Origin of the sequence: Actinomadura luteofluorescens (assembly GCF_013409365.1) — a bacterium.
In the GTDB taxonomy this organism is placed as follows: Bacteria; Actinomycetota; Actinomycetes; order Streptosporangiales; family Streptosporangiaceae; genus Spirillospora; species Spirillospora luteofluorescens.
Genome location: NZ_JACCBA010000001.1, coordinates 1,660,119 through 1,679,364, shown reverse-complemented (window position 1 = coordinate 1,679,364; position 19,246 = coordinate 1,660,119). Strand labels below are relative to the sequence as shown.

The following is a 19,246-nucleotide window of genomic DNA, read 5'->3' as shown; positions in this document are numbered from 1 at the left end:
ACCCGCCCGCGCCCGGTCAGGGCAGGGCGAGCATCTGGTCGAGGGCCACGCGGGCGTAGTGCGCGGTCTCCTCGTCCACCTCGATGACGTTCTCGACCTTCCCGGCGGCCAGCGTCTCCAGCGACAGCACCAGGTGCGGCAGGTCGATCCGGTTCATCGTCGAGCAGTAGCAGACGGTCTTGTCGAGGAACATGACGTTCTTGTCCGGGTGGGCGTTCGCCAGCCGCCGCACGAGGTTCAGCTCCGTCCCGACGGCCCAGGACGACCCGGGCTCGGCGGCCTCGATCGCCTTGATGATGTACTCGGTCGAGCCGATCCGGTCGGCGGCCGTGACGACCTCGTGCCGGCACTCGGGGTGGACGAGGACGTTCACCCCCGGCACCCGCGCGCGGACGTCGTCCACCGACTCCTTGCTGAACCGGCCGTGCACCGAGCAGTGGCCCCGCCAGAGGATCATCTTGGCGTCCCGCAACTGCCGGTGCGTGAGACCGCCCTCGCGGCGGTGCGGGCTGTAGACGACGCAGTCGTCCAGCGAGAGGCCCATCTCCAGCACGGCCGTGTTGCGGCCGAGGTGCTGGTCGGGCAGGAAGAGGACCTTCTTGCCCTTGCCGTAGGCCCAGTCGAGGGCGCGCCTGGCGTTGGACGAGGTGCAGACCACGCCGCCGTGCCGCCCGACGAAGCCCTTGATGTCGGCCGAGGAGTTCATGTAGGTGACGGGGACGACGTCGTCGGCGATCCCGGCGTCCTCCAGGACGTCCCAGCACTCCTCGACCTGGTCGAAGGTCGCCATGTCGGCCATCGAGCAGCCCGCGCCGAGGTCGGGGAGGATCACCCGCTGGTGGGCGGCGGTGAGGATGTCGGCCGACTCGGCCATGAAGTGGACGCCGCAGAACACGATGTAGGGCGCCTCGGGGCGGGCGGCGGCCTGCTGGGCCAGCTTGAACGAGTCGCCGGTCACGTCCGCGAACCGGATGACCTCGTCGCGCTGGTAGTGGTGGCCGAGCACGAACACGCGGTCGCCGAGCGCCGCCTTGGCGGCGCGGGCCCGCTCGACGAGGGCGGGGTCGGACGCCGCCGGCAATTCGCCGGGGCAGTCCACGCCGCGCTCGCTCGCGGGGTCGGCGCCGCTGCCGAGCAGGAGCAGCGGTAGGTCGCGCACTGGGGTGGTCACGGCGGTCTCCCTTCGCGACGGGACTTATCGTCGCTTTGACGACTAATGATGGCATATCCAACGGGGGATCGGCGGTGTGACGTAGACCGCACCCGTCCGGGGCGTTAAAGACCGCCGATAAGCGGAATGGCCATGTAGCGAGGTACGTTGTCCTACGGGAAGAGGCATAGACGTCTTCGAGGACAAGCGACAGTCCGCCGCTAGCGCGGCGCAGCGAGACCCGGGAGCTGAACACATGACGGTTTCAGGCGAGACCACGCAGGAGACCACGCAGCAGGGCGTCGTCCTCACCGACGCCGCCGCCGAGAAGGCCAAGGGCCTGCTTGAGCAGGAGGGCCGCGATGACCTTGCGCTGCGTGTCGCCGTGCAGCCGGGCGGCTGCTCCGGCCTGATCTACCAGCTCTTCTTCGACGAGCGGGAGATGGACGGGGACCAGATCCAGGACTTCGACGGCCTGTCGGTGCGCGTCGACCGGATGAGCGCGCCCTACCTCACGGGCGCCACCATCGACTTCGTCGACTCGATCGAGAAGCAGGGCTTCACGATCGACAACCCGAACGCGTCGGGTTCCTGCGCCTGCGGCGACTCCTTCAACTGACGCGCGGCGAGCACGCCGGCGCCGGTCGAGCGCACGGCCCGGAGGGGCGGGCCGGACCCACGGGTCCGGCCCGCCCCTCAAGGCTGCCCGGCGGTATCGCGGCGAAGTGTCGTGCGGCGGCGATCTGTGGTGCGATGGTGAGTAGCCTGACGGGTTCGAACAGCCGGTGAAACAGCCGGACGACCACGACGAGGAGAGCGACGCCGTGCGCATCGCCGTGACCGGTTCCATTGCGACCGACCATCTGATGACCTTCCCCGGAAGGTTCACCGACCAGCTCCTGCCCGACCAGCTCGACCGGGTGTCGCTGTCCTTCCTGGTGGACGAGCTGGAGATCCGCCGCGGCGGCATCGCCGCCAACATCTGCTTCGGCATGGGCAGCCTCGGCAAGGAGTCCATCCTCGTCGGCTCCGTCGGCGACGACTTCGCCGACTACCGCTCCTGGCTCGAACGGCACACGGTCGACACCGCCTCGGTGCACGTGTCCGAGATCCACCACACGGCGCGGTTCCTGTGCACCACCGACCAGGACCAGAACCAGATCGCCACGTTCTACGCCGGCGCGATGAGCGAGGCCCGCTCCATCGAGCTGCGGCCCGTGGCCGACCGCGTCGGCGGCCTCGACCTCGTCGTCGTCAGCCCGAACGACCCGGAGGCGATGCTGCGGCACACCGACGAGTGCCGCGACCGCGGCATCCCGTTCGCCGCCGACCCCTCCCAGCAGCTCGCCCGGATGGACGGCGCCGACGTCCGCCGCCTCATCGACGGCGCCGCCTACCTGTTCAGCAACGAGTACGAGAAGGCCCTGGCCGAGGAGAAGACGGGCTGGTCGGGGGAGGAGATCCTCTCCCGCGTCGGCGTCCGCGTCACCACCCTCGGCGCCAAGGGCGTCGTCATCGACCGCCAGGGCGAGGAGGGCGTGCACGTCCCCTGCGTCCAGGTCGACTCGGTCGTCGACCCGACCGGCGTCGGCGACGCGTTCCGTGCCGGCTTCCTGTCGGCGACCGCCTGGGGGCTGCCGCTCGAACGCGCCGCCCAGGTCGGCAACGCCATCGCCGCGCACGCTCTCGAAGCCGCCGGGCCTCAGGAGTACACGCTCGGCCGCCGCGCGTTCCTCGACCGGTTCGCGGCCGCCTACGGCGCCGACGCCGCGGCCGAGATCGAGCCCCACGTCACCTGCCCGACCCCGTAGAGCCCGCGCACCCGTGACACGGGCGCACGGAGAAGGCCGCGCCGGACCGGCGCGGCCTTCTCCCTGTCCCCGGCGCTCGCGACTAGGGCCGGTCTCGAAGTGGCCTCGACCTCGCGCGCGAACGCGTGAGCTGGCCGGTGGAGCGAGGCCGGAGGCGAGCGGAGCCGGGCGGATCGCGAAGCGATGCCGCGTTCGCCCAGGCACGGTCACGTAGCGGGCCGCAAGGCGAGCGAAGTGGGCCGGGGCTTTGAAATACCGCCTAGTAGGTGCGGCGGATGTGGAAGCCCCAGCCGCCCTGCTGGAGCGTCTCCTCGCGGACGAAGTCCTGGGACTTCATGCGGCACCAGGCGGGGATGTCGGTGCGGGCGGCGGCGTCGTCGGCGAGGACGGCCACGACCTGCCCGACCGGGACCTCCCGGATCCGCTCGGCCAGCATGATGATCGGGATGGGGCACTTGCGGCCGAGCGCGTCGATGACGAGCACGGGCGGCGGGCCCTCCGGCTCCGCGGGGGGCGGCGCCGCGTCGACGGGCGGTGCGCCGGTCCTGGCACGGCCTCGGAACCTCATGGGCGCGACCGCCTCCCTGTCTCGAAGGTGTTCATCGTCGTCCGGCGGAGGCGGGCGACGGCATCGGGGAGCGCGGCGAGGAAGCGGCCGACGTCCTCCGAACCGACGCCTCGCGGCAGCGATACCCGCACGTTCCCATGCGTAATCACTCCCATCGCCTCCAGCACATGGCTCGGACGCAGCGTATCCGCCGTGCAGGAGCTGCCGGAGGAAACGGCGAAACCCAGCCGGTCGAGTTCGGTCAGCAGCGCCTCGCCCTCCACGTACAGGCAGGAGAACGTCACCAGGTGGGGGAGCCTGCGGACCGGGTCGCCGATCACCTCGACGTCGGGGACGGTCTGCGGTACCTCCGTCCGGATGCGGTCCACCAGAGCGGAGACGCGCGGCGCGTCCGCCGCCATGTCGGCGCGGTAGGCCACCAGCGCGGCCGCGGCCGCGGCGATGGCGGGGACGTTCTCGAACCCCGGGACCCGGCGCGCCTCGCGCTCGTCGGCCGGCAGCGGCGAGCGCCACCGGGTGCCCTTGCGGACGGCGAGCACGCCGACGCCGGCCGGGCCGCCCCACTTGTGGGCGCTGCCGGCGAGGTAGGACCACCCGCCGGGGACCTCGGCCCGCCCGAGGGACTGCGCCGCGTCGACGAACAGCGGCACGCCGGCCGCGCGGCAGGCCTGCGCGACCTCCTCGACGGGCTGGAGGGTGCCGACCTCGTGGTTGGCCGACTGCAGGCAGGCCAGCGCGGTGTCGGGCCGCAGCGCCGCGGCGAACTCGGCGGCGTCGACGCGGCCGGCCCGGTCGACGCCGACGAGGGTGACCTCGCCGCCGTCGCGCTCGTGCAGCTCGGCGGCGTGCAGGACGCTGGAGTGCTCGACGGCGCTCGCCACCAGGTGCCGCCCGGTGCGCCGGCGCGCCTGGAGCCCCCCGAGGACCGCCAGGTGCACCGCCTGGGTGCCCGACGAGGTGAACGACACCTCGTCGGCACGGGCGCCCAGGACGCCGGCGACACGCGCGCGCGCCCGGTCGAGCAGCATCCGGGTGCCGCGGGCCGCCCCGTAGAGCCGGGCGGGGTCGGCCCAGGCCGCGTCCAGCGCCTCCAGCAGGGCGGCTCGCGCCGCCGGGTGCGGAGGCTCGGTGGACGCGGCGTCGAAGTAGCCGCCCGGAGTGCTCGATCCTGCCACGTGAGAACACTAACCGGGCACCCGATCGGGGGTTCGCGCGACCCTCGCGCTAGGGTGTCCACCACACGTGTAAACACCGATCTCTCCGCCCGGCCGACCGGGCTTTCATCCGTGGGGAAGGCATTCCGTGAGTCCGACCCGCTCTAGGGAGCGGCGTACGCCTGTGCGCAGTCGCCGCGCATTGAAAAGCGCCGGCGCGCTAGGGCTGCTGGCGCTCTCCGCGACCGCGTGCAGCGGCAGCCGCCTGGGCATGCCCGAGCCGATCAGCGTCCAGGGCGAGCGCATGCTGAAGCTCTGGCAGGGCTCCTGGATCGCGGCGTTCGCGGTCGGGGCCGTGGTCTGGGGCCTGATCATCTGGGCGGTGCTGTTCCACCGCAAGCGCTCCAACGACCTGCCGCCGCAGGTCCGCTACAACATGCCGATCGAGATCCTCTACACGGCGGTCCCGTTCGTCATCATCGCGGTCCTGTTCTACTTCACCGCCAGGGACGAGAACTTCGTCGAGAAGACCACCAAGAATCCCGCGGTGGTCGTCGACGTGATCGGTTTCCAGTGGAGCTGGCAGTTCGACTACAAGGAGAAGGACGCCGCGGGCAAGGAGAGGACGGTCGCCTCCGTCGTCGGCCAGCCCGTCGCCCCGAACGGGCCCGCCGCCGCCAAGCCGGTGATGACGATCCCCTCGGGCAAGACGGTGCGGGTGCGCCTGCACGCCAACGACGTCATCCACTCGTTCTGGGTGCCGGCACTGATCTACAAGAAGGACGTCATGCCGGGCTACACCAACGAGTTCGAGTTCACGGCGAACAAGCTCGGCACCTATGAGGGCCGCTGCGCCGAGCTCTGCGGGGTCGACCACAGCCGGATGCTGTTCCAGCTCAAGGTCGTGACGCCGGACCAGTACCAGAAGTTCATCGCCGATTCGAAGCAAGCACTGGCCGCGGGAGGTGCCAAGTGACCGCGACGAGTCACGCACCGAGCGCGCCGATCGCCGCGCCGCGGACGAGCAAGGGGCGCATCATCGCGTCCTGGATGTCGTCCACCGACCACAAGGTGATCGGCTACCTCTACCTGATCACCTCGTTCGTGATGTTCCTGTTCGGCGGCGTGCTCGCGCTGCTGATCCGTATGGAGCTGTTCGAGCCGGGCCTGCAGTTCGTCAGCAACGAGCAGTACAACCAGCTGTTCACCATGCACGGCACGATCATGCTGCTGATGTTCGCGACGCCGCTGTTCGCGGGCTTCACCAACGTCATCATGCCGCTGCAGATCGGCGCGCCCGACGTGGCGTTCCCCCGGCTGAACATGCTGGCGTACTGGCTGTTCCTGTTCGGCAGCCTGATCGTCATCGCGGGCTTCCTGACCCCGGGCGGCGCCGCCAGCTTCGGCTGGTTCGCCTACGCCCCGCTGTCGGACGCGGTCCGCTCGCCGGGCGTCGGCGGCGACATGTGGGTGATGGGCCTGGCGATGTCGGGCTTCGGCACCATCATGGGCGCGGTCAACTTCATCACCACGATCCTGTGCATGCGGGCGCCGGGCATGACGATGTTCCGGATGCCGATCTTCACCTGGAACGCGCTGCTCACCTCGATCCTCGTGCTGCTGGCGTTCCCGGTCCTCGCCGCCGCGCTGCTGGCGCTGGAGGCCGACCGCAAGCTCGGCGCGCACATCTTCGACGCCGCGCACGGCGGGGCGCTGCTGTGGCAGCACCTGTTCTGGTTCTTCGGGCATCCGGAGGTCTACATCATCGCCTTGCCGTTCTTCGGCATCGTGACCGAGATCCTCCCGGTGTTCAGCCGCAAGCCCGTCTTCGGCTACATCGGCCTGGTCTTCGCGACCATCACCATCGCGGGCCTGTCCATCACCGTGTGGGCGCACCACATGTTCGTCACCGGCCAGGTGCTGCTGCCGTTCTTCTCCTTCATGACGTTCCTCATCGCCGTTCCCACGGGGGTGAAGTTCTTCAACTGGGTGGGGACCATCTGGCGAGGACAATTGACGTTCGAGTCGCCGATGCTGTGGTCGCTGGGCTTCCTCGTGACGTTCCTGTTCGGCGGGCTCACCGGCGTCATCCTGGCGTCGCCGCCGATGGACTTCCAGCTGTCGGACTCCTACTTCGTCGTGGCGCACTTCCACTACGTGGTGTTCGGCACCGTGGTGTTCGCGATGTTCGCCGGCTTCTACTTCTGGTGGCCGAAGTTCACCGGCAAGATGCTGAACGACACCCTCGGGAAGATCCACTTCTGGCTGCTGTTCATCGGCTTCCACGGCACGTTCCTGCTCCAGCACTGGCTGGGCGCCGCGGGCATGCCGCGCCGGTACGCCGACTACCCGAGCGAGTTCCACGGGCTGAACGAGATCTCCAGCATCTTCTCGTTCATCCTCGGTGCCTCGATGCTGCCGTTCTTCTACAACCTCTACATCACGTGGAAGCGGGGCACGCGCGTCGAGGTCGACGACCCGTGGGGCTACTCCAACTCGCTGGAGTGGGCGACGTCCTGCCCGCCGCCGCGGCACAACTTCAACTCGATCCCGAAGATCCGTTCCGAGCGGCCGGCGTTCGACCTGCACCACCCGCACGTGGGTGCCAAGGGCGAGCTGGCCGGGGCGAAGGGGGAGTAGCCGATGCGCGTCCAGGCGTTCATGTTCTACGGGTGCGCGGTCTTCTTCCTCGCCACCGACGTCGTGTACTGGCTCTGGTCCAACGACTGGACGGGCACGACGGCGCTCGCGCTCGCGGTCGGCCTCGCCGGGCTCATCGGGTTCTACGTCCACTTCACGGTCCGGCGCCTCGAGCGCGCCAACGCGGGGCCGCTGTACGAGGACGACCCGGAAGGCGAGATCGCGGACGCGGCGGGCGAGCTGGGCTTCTTCAGCCCGCACAGCTGGTGGCCGCTGTTCGTCGCGCTGTCGGCCACGGCCGTGGCGCTGGGTGTGGTGTTCGGCTGGTGGCTGGTGATCCTCGGTGCCGCTGCCGCCATTCTCACGTCCGTCGGTCTGGTGTTCGAGTACTACCGGGGTCATTTCGCCCACTGATCAGTAAAAGAACCCCATCAAGGGCCGGTGTCCGCTTTCTAGCGGGTACCGGCCCTTTCGAACATACTGGGCGCCTTTCCAGCGACCGGGCTGGAACCGACAGATCGCCCAGTGGGACGACCGGGGGGTCCACATGCGGGTGAGTGGCTCAAGGCCGGGAGACCGGGGGCGGCGTACCGCCGCGCTCGTCGTCGGCGGTGTGCTCGTCGGCGCGGGTGCCGCGGCGTGCTCGGGGGGCGCCGGACCGCAGGGCAAGGACGAGGTGAAGCTCGCGGTGTCGCCGGACGGGGGCGGGAAGCTGCGGCCGGACAGCCCCATCGCCGTCGAGGCGCGGCAGGGCACGATCGAGAACGTGACGGTGGCGACGAGGGCCGGCGCGGTCGAGGGGGACCTGAACGCCGACAGGACGCGGTGGCGGTCCCGGTGGACGCTGAAGCCGGGCACGGAGTACACCGTCCAGGCCACCGCCCTCGGCCGGGACGGCCGGACCCGTACGGTCCGCAGCGGCTTCTCCACGGCCGAGGTGAAGAAGACCAACGACGTCACGATCGAGGCGCCGTTCAACAAGGAGACCGTCGGCGTCGGCATCCCGATCATCGTGCACTTCGCCCGCGCGGTGAAGGACCGGGCGGCGGTCGAGCGGGCCCTGGAGGTCACCGCCGACAAGACCGTCGAGGGCGGCTGGAGCTGGTTCGGCAGCCAGGAGGCGGTGTTCCGGACGAGGAGCTACTGGCCGGCCCACACGAAGGTGTCGTTCCGGGCGCACCTCAGCGGCGTGCGCACCGGGCAGGGCGTGTACGGCGGGAAGGACTACGGCGTCGACTTCAAGGTCGGCGACTCGCACGTCTCCACGGCCGGCGAGGACAGCCACAAGATGGTCGTGAGGATCAACGGCAAGAAGGCCCGCACGATCCCGACGAGCATGGGGAAGGGCGGGGAGCGCAAGTACACCACCACCAACGGCGTCCACCTCGCCATGGGCAAGGAGGACCCGACCATCATGACGTCGGAGTGGGACGGCTGCGGCCCCGGCTGCGCCGGGTACTACAGCCTCACCGTCTACAAGTCGGTGCGGATCTCCGACAGCGGCGAGTACGTCCACAGCGCCCCGTGGTCGGTGGGCTCCCAGGGCAGCGAGAACGTCAGCCACGGCTGCATCAACGTCAGCCCGTCCAACGCGAAGTGGTTCTACAACCTCTCCCAGCGGGGCGACCCCATCACGGTGACCGGCAGCGACCGGGAGCTGGACGCGGAGAACGGCTGGGGGTACTGGCAGGTGAAGTGGCAGGACTGGGTGAAGGGCAGCGCCCTGAAGCGGTCGGTCACGACGGCCGCGCACGTGGACGCGGCGACCCTGTCGGCCCAGCGGGGCGCCAAGCCCAAGGCACCCGAGAAGCAGCGGGCCGAGGGCAACTGAGCGGCGGCTACCGGAGCGGCGGCGGCACCTGGACGCGGTGCAGGCGCGCCCAGTCGCGGGCCATGGCGATCCGGTCGGGGCCCGAGGGGTGCGTGAGCCACAGCAGGTACTCCGCGGCGTCGGGGTCCAGGTCGGAGATGTTGCGCACCGACAGCGCGTGCTGCATCGACACGAACGTCGCCGGGTCGCGGGTGAGGTTCAGCGCGTGCGCGTCGGCGCGGGCCTCGATGCGGCGGCTCACGAGGTTCTGGACGGGGGCGGCGAGCGTCGTCCCGGCCGTCACGAGCGCGAGGAGGAGCGCGATGGACCTCGGGTCGGCCGCCCCGCCGCCGCTGCGCGCGTCACGTCCGGTGGCGCCGGAGCCGGTCGCGTCGGGATCGAGCCCGGCGCGCCGCAGCAGGCGCGGGGACGTCGTCAGCAGGTACAGCAGGCACAGGGCTCCGGCCACGCCGAGCGCGCCCACGAGCGTGCCCCACAGCACGTCGTCGCGCTTGGCGTGGCCGAGCTCGTGCCCGACGATGGACTCGACCTGGGCGGGCGGCGACTTCAGAAGCGTGTCGTAGAGGACGATGCGGCGCGTGGAGCCGAACCCCGACACGTAGGCGTTCAGCGACGTCGTGCGGCGGGAGGCGTCCGCGACGAGGACGTCCTTGACGGGCACGCCGTCCCGCCGGGCCATCGCCAGCAGGTCGCTTCGCAGCGGCCCCGCCGGCAGCGAGTGGAACTTGTTGAACACCGGCTCCACGGCGAGCGGGTAGACGAACGAGGCGAAGACGACGAGGACGAACCCGCCCGCGGCGGCGCCGGTCCACCAGTAGCGCGGGAAGCGGCGTGTGAGGGTGAAGAGGAGCAGCAGGGCGATCGTGTAGATGACCCACGTGAGGGCGAGGGACTTCGCCTGGTCGACGAGCCACGAGGGCCAGCTCTGCGTGGACAGCCCGTACCGGCGCAGCACGGACTCGCCCCAGACGTCGAACGGGAGCCCCGCGACGCGCAGCAGCGTGGTCAGGGCCATGGTCCCGAGGATGATCCGAAGCGGCCGGCGGCGGGTCTTCGCGGTGGCCCAGCCGAGGAACCGGGCGCCCAGCGGCGTGAGGCCCAGGACCAGGATCAGGGCGAGGCCGACGAGGAGCCCGGTGTAGGCGGGCGGGTTGACGGCCGAGTCGAACGCGCGGGAGCGGGCGATCTCGGCGGGGGTGAAGTCCAGCGCGGGATCGGGTGTCACGCGGCCGCCGGGGACGTGCCCGGGCAGCGGGTTCCACGGCGTGGTCTTCGCGAGGACGGTCGCGACCCCGGCGAAGAGCACGGCGGCGCTGACGGCGGCGGCGATCCGGGGCCGCCGCGCGGGGGCGGCGCCGGGCGTCCGGGCGGCGGCGCCCTCGGCCCGTCCCTCGTCGGTCTCCGCCTCGCTCATGCGAGCTCCTCCTTCACGTAGTCGCGCCACAGTGCGGTGAAGCGCTCCCGGGTGAGGCCGAGCACGTCGCGCAGCGCCGCGGCCTCCGGGGCGCGCCCGGCGGCCCGGTAGAGCCGCACCAGCGCCGCCTCACCGTACCGGTCGGCGACCATCCGGCAGGCGAGCCAGGCCTCCTGGTAGGCCTGGGAGAGGCGGGGGGAGCCGCCGGCGAAGGCGTCGGCGGCGGGGAGCGCGGACGGCGCGCGCCCGGCGGAGACCTCGCGGTGCAGCTCGCCCGCCGCCGTCCGGGTGCTGATCTTGACGCGCCGGTAGCCGACGTAGTCCGCGAAGCCCTCGATCAGCCACAGCGGGGTGCGCCGGTCGCGGGCGCCGCCGGTGGCGACGTGGGTCAGCTCGTGGGTGAGCACGACGTCGCGGCCGAGCTCGTTGAGGCGGCCGAAGGTGCCGGGGGAGACGATGACGCGGTCCTCGCCGTGGCCGGCCCCGGCGGCGGGCGCCACGGTGGCGAGCGCGGCGATCTGGCCGAGGCTCTGCCCGGGGCCGGCGAGCGCGGAGGCGAGGGTCGCGTCGGCGGGGACGAGCGCGACGACCCGCTGCGCCCACGCCTTGCCGACCACGGACGTGACGACCGGGACGGCGGCGTCCAGCCGTTCGGCGATGCCGCCGAGGCCGGCGCCGTCGCCGATGACGAGGCCGGAGCGCCCCCTGACCACCGCCAGGGGGCCGCAGTCCCAGATGTCGGTGTCGTCGGCGAGGCCGCGGGACGTCCCGTCGCCGACGATCGTCCACGTCCCGGCCCGGGGGGCCAGCGTGAGGTAGCGGGTGCGGGCCACGTCGCCCCGGTCGAAGCCGCGCAGCCGGTAGCGCACCTCGACGCGGACGACGGCGGTCGCGCCGTCCATGGCCTCGGTGTCGACGAGGCGCTCCCGCCAGCCTTCCAGGGGAAGCTTCCGGAGGTTCCCGTACACGCGGGACTGGGCGTCCTGGAAGGCGGCGGGGGCGCTGCCCACCGTGGCGAGGAACGCCATGCGGTCGCCGTCGCGGACGGCGCGGGCGCGGTTGGCGAGCACGGCGGCGGCCGTGTCCGGGCTGAACGTCCCGGCGGCCGGGGAGGTGGGGGCTCCGGAGCCCGGCGCCCCGCCGCCGGAGCGCGAGCCGGCCAGGCCGGCGCCCCCGGCGAGGAGGACGGCGGCCCCGCCCGCGCCGAGGGCGAGGACCCTGCGCCGCGTCACGGGGGCGTCCTGCCCGGGGCCTTCCTCCATGGGCGCGATCCTATGCAGGACGCGGGGCGGTGGGCGCCGTCACGACCGGTAGTCCGGGTAGCCGTAGCCGACGACGACGTCTGTGGAACGTTCCTTCACACGGACGGCGTTGTCGGCGTTGCCCTCGACGGTCTCGATCGTGCCGTCGTCGACCTTCTCGACCACCATGCCGACGTGCTCGATGTCGTCGACGGACTCGCCGCCGTCCCAGGCGAAGAAGACGATCGCGCCGGGCCTCGGCTCGGTGCCCCAGCGGCCGTGCTCCTGGAACCAGCGGGCGTGGGCGACGGTCCAGGCATCGCTGCCGACCTGCTCGCTGAAGCCGATCTGCTCGCCCACCCAGGAGACGAACATGTCGCACCAGTTCGCGTCGCCGTAGCCGTCGAGGGAGCCGCCGTCGCGCGCGAGCGTCTCCCGCGCGCGGGACGTGGTCATATACCACTCCTGGAACTTGGTCTCGCCGCCGCCGTCCTCCTCGATGCCCACCTGCGAGCGGGCGAGCCTGATGGCCTGCGCGGCGGTGGGCCGCGACTTCGCGGCGGCCTTCTCGGAGGTCTTCGCCCGCGGCTGCTCGGGACGGGCGTCCCTCTTGGCGGCCGGGGCCTTCGAGGCGGTGGGTTTGGGCGCCTTCCCGGACGCGGGCCCGGACGTGCGCCCGGACGTGCGCCCGGACGGGGCGCCGCGCGCCGTCAGGCCGGGGGCCAGGTCGGCGGCGGCGGAGCTCACCGGGGTGGAACCGAACGGCAGGACCGACGCGTTCGCGGTGGCCGCGGCGGTGCCGAGCACGGCGGCGCCGACGACGACGCCGCCGGTCGTCCGCCATGCGAGGGACAGGGAGTTCGGCTTGCGGTGCCTGCCGGGGGTCTTCTTGCAGTGCGCGCGTGGCACGGGGGGATCTCCTCGACTTCCATGCCGCCTACCGGGTTAGCTGACGGGTTCGGGCGTGGAAGCCGCCCTACGGCCCGCGAAGGCAGGCCGATTCACCCCGAAAGGACGCAGTGGGTCCCCGGTTCCGCGACGGGCCGCGCACAGGGGCACGGCGGTCCGCGGACTCGGCGGTGACGCGCCCGAGAGCGGGCACGCCGGTTCGGATGGGAATCTCGGCGGGCGATGGCGCCCGCGGAGTAAAGGGGGGTGGGGGCGTGACCGCGTGGCGGCCACGCCCCAGGTAACGCTGCGGGATTCACTCCTTGTCTTCCAGACGCCTACCGGGTTAGCTGACGGGTTCGGGCGTGGAAGTGGCCCTACGGCGGCTCTCACCGGACTGCCGGGAGAGACGCGCCGATTCACCCCGGGTGCCGGAATGCCCGTCCGGAGAGGTTCTCCGGACTCCGGCGGTGTGGGTCCCCGGCTCCGCGCTGAGGCGGATTCGGCGCTGCCGCTGCGATCCTGGGGGCGAGATGGGGCCCGGCGCGGGACCTGTCTCCCGCGTGCGAACGAGCGGCGCCTGATGTTGTGGGCGGACGGCGTCCCGTCTCCGGGGACCGCCCGGGGCCTGCCCCGTGTACGCCACCGCGGCTGCGCGCTCAGCGCCATGCACGCTGCGGGCGTGCGCCCGGTGGACGGGGTCGGCCTGGTCTGCTTCGAGACCGTGCGGCGCCTTCGGGCGCCGCGGGACGGCACGTGGGGCGTGCCGCCCTGGGGGGAGCGGCGCGTGGCTCGCGCCGCCGTCACGCGGGTGCTGGATGCGCCGCGTGGGGCCGGGGCGCCTGGTGGGCGCCGCGGGGCCACGGCGTCTGGAGGGCGCCGTGAGTGGTGACAACGTACCAAAACCCCAAAAGAAGGCAAACCCCCCCAAAATCAACAACGGACCAGGTCAAGCCTGGTCCGTTGTCGACGAGGGTCCGTCAAGCCCGCCCGAGGGGGACCGTCAGGGCCGTGTGTCAGGGGCGTCCGGCGCCGTAGTAGTTGCTCAGGTAGTAGCCGGAGGTGATGTCGGCGATCCTGACGACGTCGCCGGTGTGCGGGGCGTGGATCATCTTGCCGCCGCCCACGTAGAGGCCGACGTGGCCGAGGTTGCTGAAGAACACCAGGTCGCCCGGCTGCAGGTTCTCCTTGGCCACCCGCTTGGTCGCGGCGTACTGCGAGTTGGTGGTGCGGGTGATGCCGACGCCCGCGGCGGCCCAGGACTTCATGGTCAGGCCGGAGCAGTCGTAGGAGCTCGGCCCCTCGGCGCCGTAGGAGTAGGGCTTGCCGAGCTGCGCGTAGGCGAAGTCGAGCGCCGAGCGCGCCGGCCCGCTCGCCGGGCCGTTGTAGGTGCCGCCGGTGTTGCCGCCACCGCCCGGGGTCTTGGTCGTGCCCCCGCCGAGCCGGCGCACGAGCGACTTCTGCTTCTGCACCTGCTTGTCGAGTTCCTGCTTCTGCTTCTTCAGCTCGTCCTGCTTCGACTTCACCTCGTCGTAGGCGGACTTCGCCTGAGCCTGCTCCCGGCGGAGCCGCTGGGCGGTCGCGAGGAACTGGGTGAGCTGGGAGCTGCGCTCCTGCGACAGGTGCGAGAAGACGGCCGCCTGGTCGAGGATCGACTGCGGGTCGTTGCTGCCCACGAAGCCGGTGACGTCGGTCGAGTCACCGTTCTTGTAGGCGGTGGCCGCCATCGTAGCGATCTTGGACCGCTGCTCCTCGAAGCTGGCCTGCTCCTGCTTGCTCGCCTTGGTCGCCGAGTCGAACTTCTTCTTGGCGACCTTGAGCTTCTCGCGGTTCTGGTTGAACTGCTCGACCTTCTGGTCCATCTTCTCGTTGAGCTTGTCGAGCGTCTTCTGGGCCTGCGCCCGGGTCGGCTTGGGCTCGGCGTGCGCCACCACCGGGGAGCAGGTCAGGGAGACCGTCACGGTCAGGCCGGCGACGGCCGCCAGGCGACGGGAGACGCCTCTGCCCGCAGAGCCTGCCCTGCGGCCAGGCCGCTGCGCCGGTGCCCCGATGTGATCATTGGCCACGGTCAGTTTCGCCCCTCTCGTCCACGACGTCAGCGGACGACACTAGCGAGGGGCAACAGCCGTCACAACCGATTCATCACTCTTTGATTGACATCTATGGATATTGTCCACTTTTAGTGACGCCATGATCACGTACGGCGAGGCTTGCCTTATCGGAGCCTTATGGGAGCCTTAGGAACGGCCCAGCCTCCGCAGCAGCAGAGAGGACGGGCACGGGCGCGCGCTGGCGCGCCGCGCGGCGTCGGCGACCTCCCGGTCCGACGACACCACGACCACCGACCGGCCCGGCGGCTCGGCCCGCACGAGCTCGCCGATCAGCTCGTCCGCCGTCTGGCCCGGGCGACTGAACAGCACCCGCACCCCGCGCGGCGCCGCGATGGCGACCGGCGCCTCCAGCTCCGCGCCGTCGAACACGCACGTCACCTCGGCGCGTGTCTGCGCGGCCAGCCCGCCGAGCCCCGACAGCAGCCGGCTGCGCTGGTCGGCGAGCGGCAGCTCCCCGTACCCGGTCTTCGTGACGTTGTAGCCGTCCACCACCAGGTGAACCTGCGGAAGCGTCAGCAGCCGGTCCAGCAGCTGCGGATCGCTGTCGGACAGCGCCCGGCCGGGCAGCGCGCGGTGCGCCAGCCGGTCCGGCTCCAGCCCGCCGACCGCGTCGGCGGGGCGGCCGATGGTGGAGGGCAGGGCCAGCTCCCGGCGGACGCCCTGCGCCGCGTCGACGAGCGCGTCCAGCAGCATCCGCAGCCGCACGTCGTCGACGTTGCGCCCCTCGCGCGCGGCCCGCTTGGCGGCCTCCGCCGCCTCCTCCGCCCGTGCGGCCCGGGCGCGCAACCTGCGCAGCTCCTTCTCCGACGCGGCGGTCGACTCGCGCGCGGCGGCGAGCTCGCGATCGGCCTCCGCCGCGACCGCGTGGGCGTGCTCCTCCGCGGCCCGGTACCGGGTGCGCGCGTCGTGCAGCTTGCGGCGCAGCTCCGAGACCTCGGTCTTGGTCTCGCGCAACTCGGCGCGCAGCTTGGCCAGCTCGGCGCCGCGGGCGTCGCGGGTCGCGGCCAGCTCGGCCTTCAGCGCGGCGACGCGGCGCTCGGCCTCCTGCTCCTCCGAGGCGGTCGCCGAGCGCGCCAGCTCCTCGCGCGCCGACTCCACCAGCGCGGTCCAGCCCTCCGGGCGCAGCAGGTAGGCCAGCACCGCGACGCGCACCGGGTCGGCCGCGGGCGGGACGTTCCCGTCCTCGACCGCCTCCACCAGGTCGGCCTGTGCCTCCCGCAGCGGCACGGCGACCCGGCGCCGGAACTCCCCGTCCTTCTCCAGCACCGCCGCGATGTGCTGGCCCGCGAGCCTGGCGCGCTTGCGGCGCTCGAACCGGGCGAACCGGCGCAGCGGCACGGGGACCTCGTCCGGGGGCAGCGACCCGATCAGCTCGGCGGCGACCTCCACCACGCCCTGCCGCACCGCCTCGGGCAGCGGGCGGGTCGGCTTCTGCGCGGGCGCCCCGTCGCCGGGGGTCGCTCCGGGACCGCTGTCGATGACCCCGCTCCTTCCGGGCTGCGCCGCCGGTGGGCTGTGTGTTCCCGAGCGCAACCCGCCCTAACCAGGGCGGACGTGCGATCGGACGGATCGCGCCCGGCCCTCGGCGGGATGCCTCCCGCCCGTCCTCGCGGCCCCCGCCCGGCGGGACGTCCCGGCGCCCCCCAACCCTAGCGGCCCGAAGTTCTGTCGGTGGGGTCCTCTACGGTCGCGCACATGACGGCTGCGCACGGTGTCCAAGGGCGCGGGGTCCAGGGGCGCGGAGCCCCGGGGGACGGCGTTCAGGGGCACGGCGTCCAGGGCACCCTGGACGACCTCGGCACTCCGCTCCGCGACGTCACCTTCGTGGTGGTCGACCTGGAGACCACCGGCGGCTCGGCGGCCGACTCGGCCATCACCGAGATCGGCGCGGTGAAGGTGCGCGGCGGAGAGGAACTCGGCGAACTCGGCACGCTGGTCGACCCGGGCGGTCCGGTCCCGCCGTTCATCACCGCGCTCACCGGCATCACCACGGCGATGGTGACGGCCGCGCCGCGGATCGAGTCGGTGCTGCCGGCGTTCCTGGAGTTCGCGCGCGGCTGCGTCCTCGTCGCGCACAACGCCTCGTTCGACATCGGCTTCCTCAAGGCCGCGTGCGCCGCCAACGGCTACGCCTGGCCCGCGTTCGCGGTCGTCGACACCGTCGACCTGGCGCGGCGCGTGCTGTCGCGCGACGAGGTTCCCAACTGCAAGCTCGGCACGCTGGCCCGCTTCTTCCGGACGTCCAACGAGCCGACGCACCGGGCCCTCGCCGACGCCCGCGCCACCGTGGAGGTGCTGCACGGCCTGATCGAGCGGCTCGGCTCGTTCGGCGTCACCTCGCTTGAGGAGATGCGCGGCTTCGCCAAGGCGCCCACCCCCGAGCAGCGCCGCAAGCGGCACCTCGCCGACGACGTCCCCTCCACCCCCGGCGTCTACCTGTTCGAGGACCACGCCGGCGAGGTGCTCTACGTGGGCAAGAGCGGCGACCTGCGCTCGCGCGTGCGCAGCTACTTCACCGGCTCGGAGACGCGCTGGCGCGTCCGGGAGATGGTCGGCCTCGCCGAGAACGTCCGCACCATCGTGTGCGCCACGGGGCTGGAGGCCGAGGTCCGCGAGCTCCGGCTGATCGCCGAGCACAAGCCGCGCTACAACCGCCGCTCCAAGTGGCCCGAGCGGGCCATCTGGCTGAAGCTGACCGTGGAGCCCTTCCCGCGGCTGTCCATCGTGCGGGAGTGCCGCGCCGACGGCGCCCGCTACCTCGGGCCGATCTCCTCGCGGCGGCAGGCCGAGGAGGCCCGCGCCGCGCTGCACGAGGCCGTCCCGCTGCGGCAGTGCACGCAGCGGCTGACGCTCCGGCTGATCGAGCGCGGCAAGGCGCGCTCGTGCGCGCTCGCCGACCTCGGCCGGTGCGGCGCGCCGTGCGACGGCCGCGAGTCCGCCGACGCCTACGCCGTGCACACCGGGACGGCCCGCTCGATCATGGAGGGCGACGTCCGGCCCGTCGTGGCCGCCGCGCAGGTCCGCATCGACCGGCTGGCCTCCGAGCTGCGCTACGAGGAGGCCGCCGCCCAGCGCGACCGGCTCGCGGCGTTCGTCCGGGCCGCCGCGCGCGGGCAGCGGCTCGCGGCGCTGGCGCGGCTGCCCCAGCTCGTGGCCGCCCGTCCCGCCTTCGACGGCGGGTGGGAGCTGTCGGTCGTGCGGTACGGCCGGCTCGCCGCCGCCGGAACCGTCCCCGCGAACGCCCGGCCCCGGCCCTACGTCGACGCGCTCATCGCGACGGCCGAGACGGTCTTCCCGCCCTCCGGCGAGGCGCCCGGCGGCGTCGCGCTCGGCGCGCCCCCCTCGCAGGGCGCGACCGCCGAGGAGATGGAGTGCGTCCTGCGCTGGCTCGACCTGCCCGGCGTCCGCCTGGTCGAGGTCGACGGCCCGTGGACGTGCCCGCTGCACGGCGCCGAGGGGCTGCGCGAGTGGATCGACAAGGCCTACGACCGGAGCTACGAGCGGCCCGAGGGGGCCCATCGCGGGCCCCGCCGCCCACTAAGGTGACCGTGTACACCCGGCAACCGGAGGACGACCCCGCATGGCACTGCCTCTCTACGACAGTCAGCCTGCGCGGCGCGTCCCCTGGGTCACCTACCTGCTGATCGCCGTCAACGTGGTGGTCTTCCTCCTCACCCCGATGTCGAACTTCGCCGCCTGGTACGGCAAGGGCTCGGTCCGCGAGTGCAGGGCCACTCAGTTCACGTTCGAGTACGGCGCCGTGCCGAAGGAGCTGACCACCGGCGACCAGCAGCCGCTGCCGGCCGGGGTCGTGCACGACTGCGGGCCCTCGAAGTTCCGCAAGGCGCCCTGGACTGCAGCGTTCACCTCGATGTTCCTGCACTCCAGCGCCATGCACCTGCTCGGCAACCTGGTCTTTCTGTTCGTCGTCGGCATGGGCGTGGAAGACCGGCTCGGGCGATGGCGCTACCTGCTCGCCTACCTGGTGTTCGGGCTCGTCGCCGTGTACGGGTTCGCGTGGACGTCGCCCGACTCCACCGTCCCGCTCATCGGCGCGTCCGGTGCCATCGCCGGGGTGATGGGCGCCTACGTGATCCTCAACCCGCGGGGCCGCGTCGTCAGCTGGGTGCCGCCGGTCATCTTCATCCGCCTGCCGGTGTGGGTGGTGCTCGGCTACTGGTTCGTGCTGCAGTGGCTGTCCCTGGGCGACCAGAAGAGCAATGTCGCCTACACCGCGCACATCTACGGCTTCGTGGCGGGTGTGGTGTTCGCGCTCCTGGCCCGCCGCGCCGGTCCGGCCCACCGCCTGGCCGCGCTGAGCCGCGGCTGACCGTCCCGCGGCCCGCCCGGCGCGGGTCCCCGCCCCCACCGGGCCTCCCCTCGCGCTCGCGCCGCCGGGCCCCCGATAGGGTCGGAGCGTCCGTTTCTGTGGGGGAGG

General features: G+C 72.3%; 16 protein-coding genes and 2 riboswitches. Of the genes, 8 read left to right on the top strand and 8 right to left on the bottom strand.

Annotated features, from left to right (window positions below):
* Positions 1–16: 16 nt before the first annotated feature.
* Positions 17–1,171, bottom strand: a complete 1,155-nt coding sequence (gene nadA, locus BJY14_RS07520; RefSeq protein WP_179842944.1) for a quinolinate synthase NadA — start codon at positions 1,169–1,171, stop codon at positions 17–19.
* Positions 1,172–1,406: 235 nt separating this feature from the next.
* Here nadA and BJY14_RS07515 point away from each other — a divergent pair, with 235 nt between their 5' ends.
* Positions 1,407–1,769 carry a HesB/IscA family protein gene (locus tag BJY14_RS07515; RefSeq protein WP_026405700.1) on the top strand — a complete coding sequence of 121 codons (363 nt, stop codon included), beginning with the start codon at positions 1,407–1,409 and terminating at the stop codon, positions 1,767–1,769.
* Positions 1,770–1,974: 205 nt separating this feature from the next.
* Positions 1,975–2,961, top strand: a complete 987-nt coding sequence (locus BJY14_RS07510) for a carbohydrate kinase family protein (RefSeq protein ID WP_179849233.1) — start codon at positions 1,975–1,977, stop codon at positions 2,959–2,961.
* Positions 2,962–3,220: 259 nt separating this feature from the next.
* On the opposite strand, the gene BJY14_RS07505 is transcribed toward BJY14_RS07510, so the two are convergent.
* Positions 3,221–3,529, bottom strand: coding sequence for a sulfurtransferase TusA family protein (locus BJY14_RS07505; protein ID WP_179842943.1), 309 nt, complete (start codon positions 3,527–3,529; stop codon positions 3,221–3,223).
* Entirely contained in the window at positions 3,526–4,704 is a 1,179-nt protein-coding gene (locus BJY14_RS07500) for a cysteine desulfurase family protein (protein WP_179842942.1), read from the bottom strand. Before BJY14_RS07500 ends, BJY14_RS07505 begins: the two co-directional genes overlap by 4 nt.
* A 127-nt stretch (positions 4,705–4,831) precedes the next feature.
* Between BJY14_RS07500 and ctaC the strand changes: the two genes are divergently transcribed.
* The 4 genes from ctaC to BJY14_RS07480 all read left to right on the top strand — a co-directional run bounded on the left by ctaC (position 4,832) and on the right by BJY14_RS07480 (position 9,154).
* Entirely contained in the window at positions 4,832–5,659 is an 828-nt protein-coding gene (gene ctaC, locus BJY14_RS07495; protein ID WP_446678444.1) for an aa3-type cytochrome oxidase subunit II, read from the top strand.
* Complete coding sequence (gene ctaD, locus BJY14_RS07490) at positions 5,656–7,323, top strand: aa3-type cytochrome oxidase subunit I (protein WP_179842940.1); 1,668 nt, start codon at positions 5,656–5,658, stop codon at positions 7,321–7,323. Before ctaC ends, ctaD begins: the two co-directional genes overlap by 4 nt.
* Positions 7,324–7,326: 3 nt before the next feature.
* Positions 7,327–7,737, top strand: coding sequence for a cytochrome c oxidase subunit 4 (locus BJY14_RS07485; protein WP_089312465.1), 411 nt, complete (start codon positions 7,327–7,329; stop codon positions 7,735–7,737).
* Between the two features lie 133 nt (positions 7,738–7,870).
* Positions 7,871–9,154, top strand: a complete 1,284-nt coding sequence (locus BJY14_RS07480; protein ID WP_179842939.1) for a L,D-transpeptidase — start codon at positions 7,871–7,873, stop codon at positions 9,152–9,154.
* A 7-nt stretch (positions 9,155–9,161) separates the two neighbouring features.
* Here the strand turns inward: BJY14_RS07480 and BJY14_RS07475 are convergent, their stop codons facing one another.
* The 5 genes from BJY14_RS07475 to BJY14_RS07455 all read right to left on the bottom strand — a co-directional run bounded on the left by BJY14_RS07475 (position 9,162) and on the right by BJY14_RS07455 (position 16,341).
* On the bottom strand, positions 9,162–10,568 hold the full coding sequence (locus BJY14_RS07475; protein ID WP_179842938.1) for a M48 family metallopeptidase: 1,407 nt from the start codon (positions 10,566–10,568) through the stop codon (positions 9,162–9,164).
* The gene (locus BJY14_RS07470) at positions 10,565–11,830 is read right to left on the bottom strand and encodes a hypothetical protein (protein ID WP_179842937.1); all 1,266 of its coding nucleotides are present in this window, start codon (positions 11,828–11,830) and stop codon (positions 10,565–10,567) included. The genes BJY14_RS07475 and BJY14_RS07470 overlap by 4 nt, the downstream gene beginning before the upstream one ends.
* Before the next feature lie 39 nt (positions 11,831–11,869).
* Positions 11,870–12,718: a CHAP domain-containing protein gene (locus BJY14_RS07465; protein WP_179842936.1), complete on the bottom strand. Its 849-nt coding sequence runs from the start codon at positions 12,716–12,718 to the stop codon at positions 11,870–11,872.
* Between the two features lie 9 nt (positions 12,719–12,727).
* A riboswitch (cyclic di-AMP (ydaO/yuaA leader) is annotated at positions 12,728–12,867 on the bottom strand.
* Positions 12,868–13,017: 150 nt separating this feature from the next.
* Positions 13,018–13,215: riboswitch (cyclic di-AMP (ydaO/yuaA leader) on the bottom strand.
* A gap of 498 nt (positions 13,216–13,713) precedes the next feature.
* Entirely contained in the window at positions 13,714–14,658 is a 945-nt protein-coding gene (locus BJY14_RS46425; RefSeq protein ID WP_312879050.1) for a C40 family peptidase, read from the bottom strand.
* 276 nt (positions 14,659–14,934) lie between these two features.
* Positions 14,935–16,341 carry an NYN domain-containing protein gene (locus BJY14_RS07455; RefSeq protein WP_218905188.1) on the bottom strand — a complete coding sequence of 469 codons (1,407 nt, stop codon included), beginning with the start codon at positions 16,339–16,341 and terminating at the stop codon, positions 14,935–14,937.
* 162 nt (positions 16,342–16,503) lie between these two features.
* Here BJY14_RS07455 and BJY14_RS07450 point away from each other — a divergent pair, with 162 nt between their 5' ends.
* Together BJY14_RS07450 and BJY14_RS07445 are read left to right on the top strand one after the other, a co-directional pair.
* Positions 16,504–18,354: a DEDD exonuclease domain-containing protein gene (locus tag BJY14_RS07450; RefSeq protein WP_179842935.1), complete on the top strand. Its 1,851-nt coding sequence runs from the start codon at positions 16,504–16,506 to the stop codon at positions 18,352–18,354.
* Positions 18,355–18,388: 34 nt separating this feature from the next.
* Positions 18,389–19,138, top strand: a complete 750-nt coding sequence (locus tag BJY14_RS07445) for a rhomboid family intramembrane serine protease (RefSeq protein ID WP_179842934.1) — start codon at positions 18,389–18,391, stop codon at positions 19,136–19,138.
* Positions 19,139–19,246: the final 108 nt, after the last annotated feature.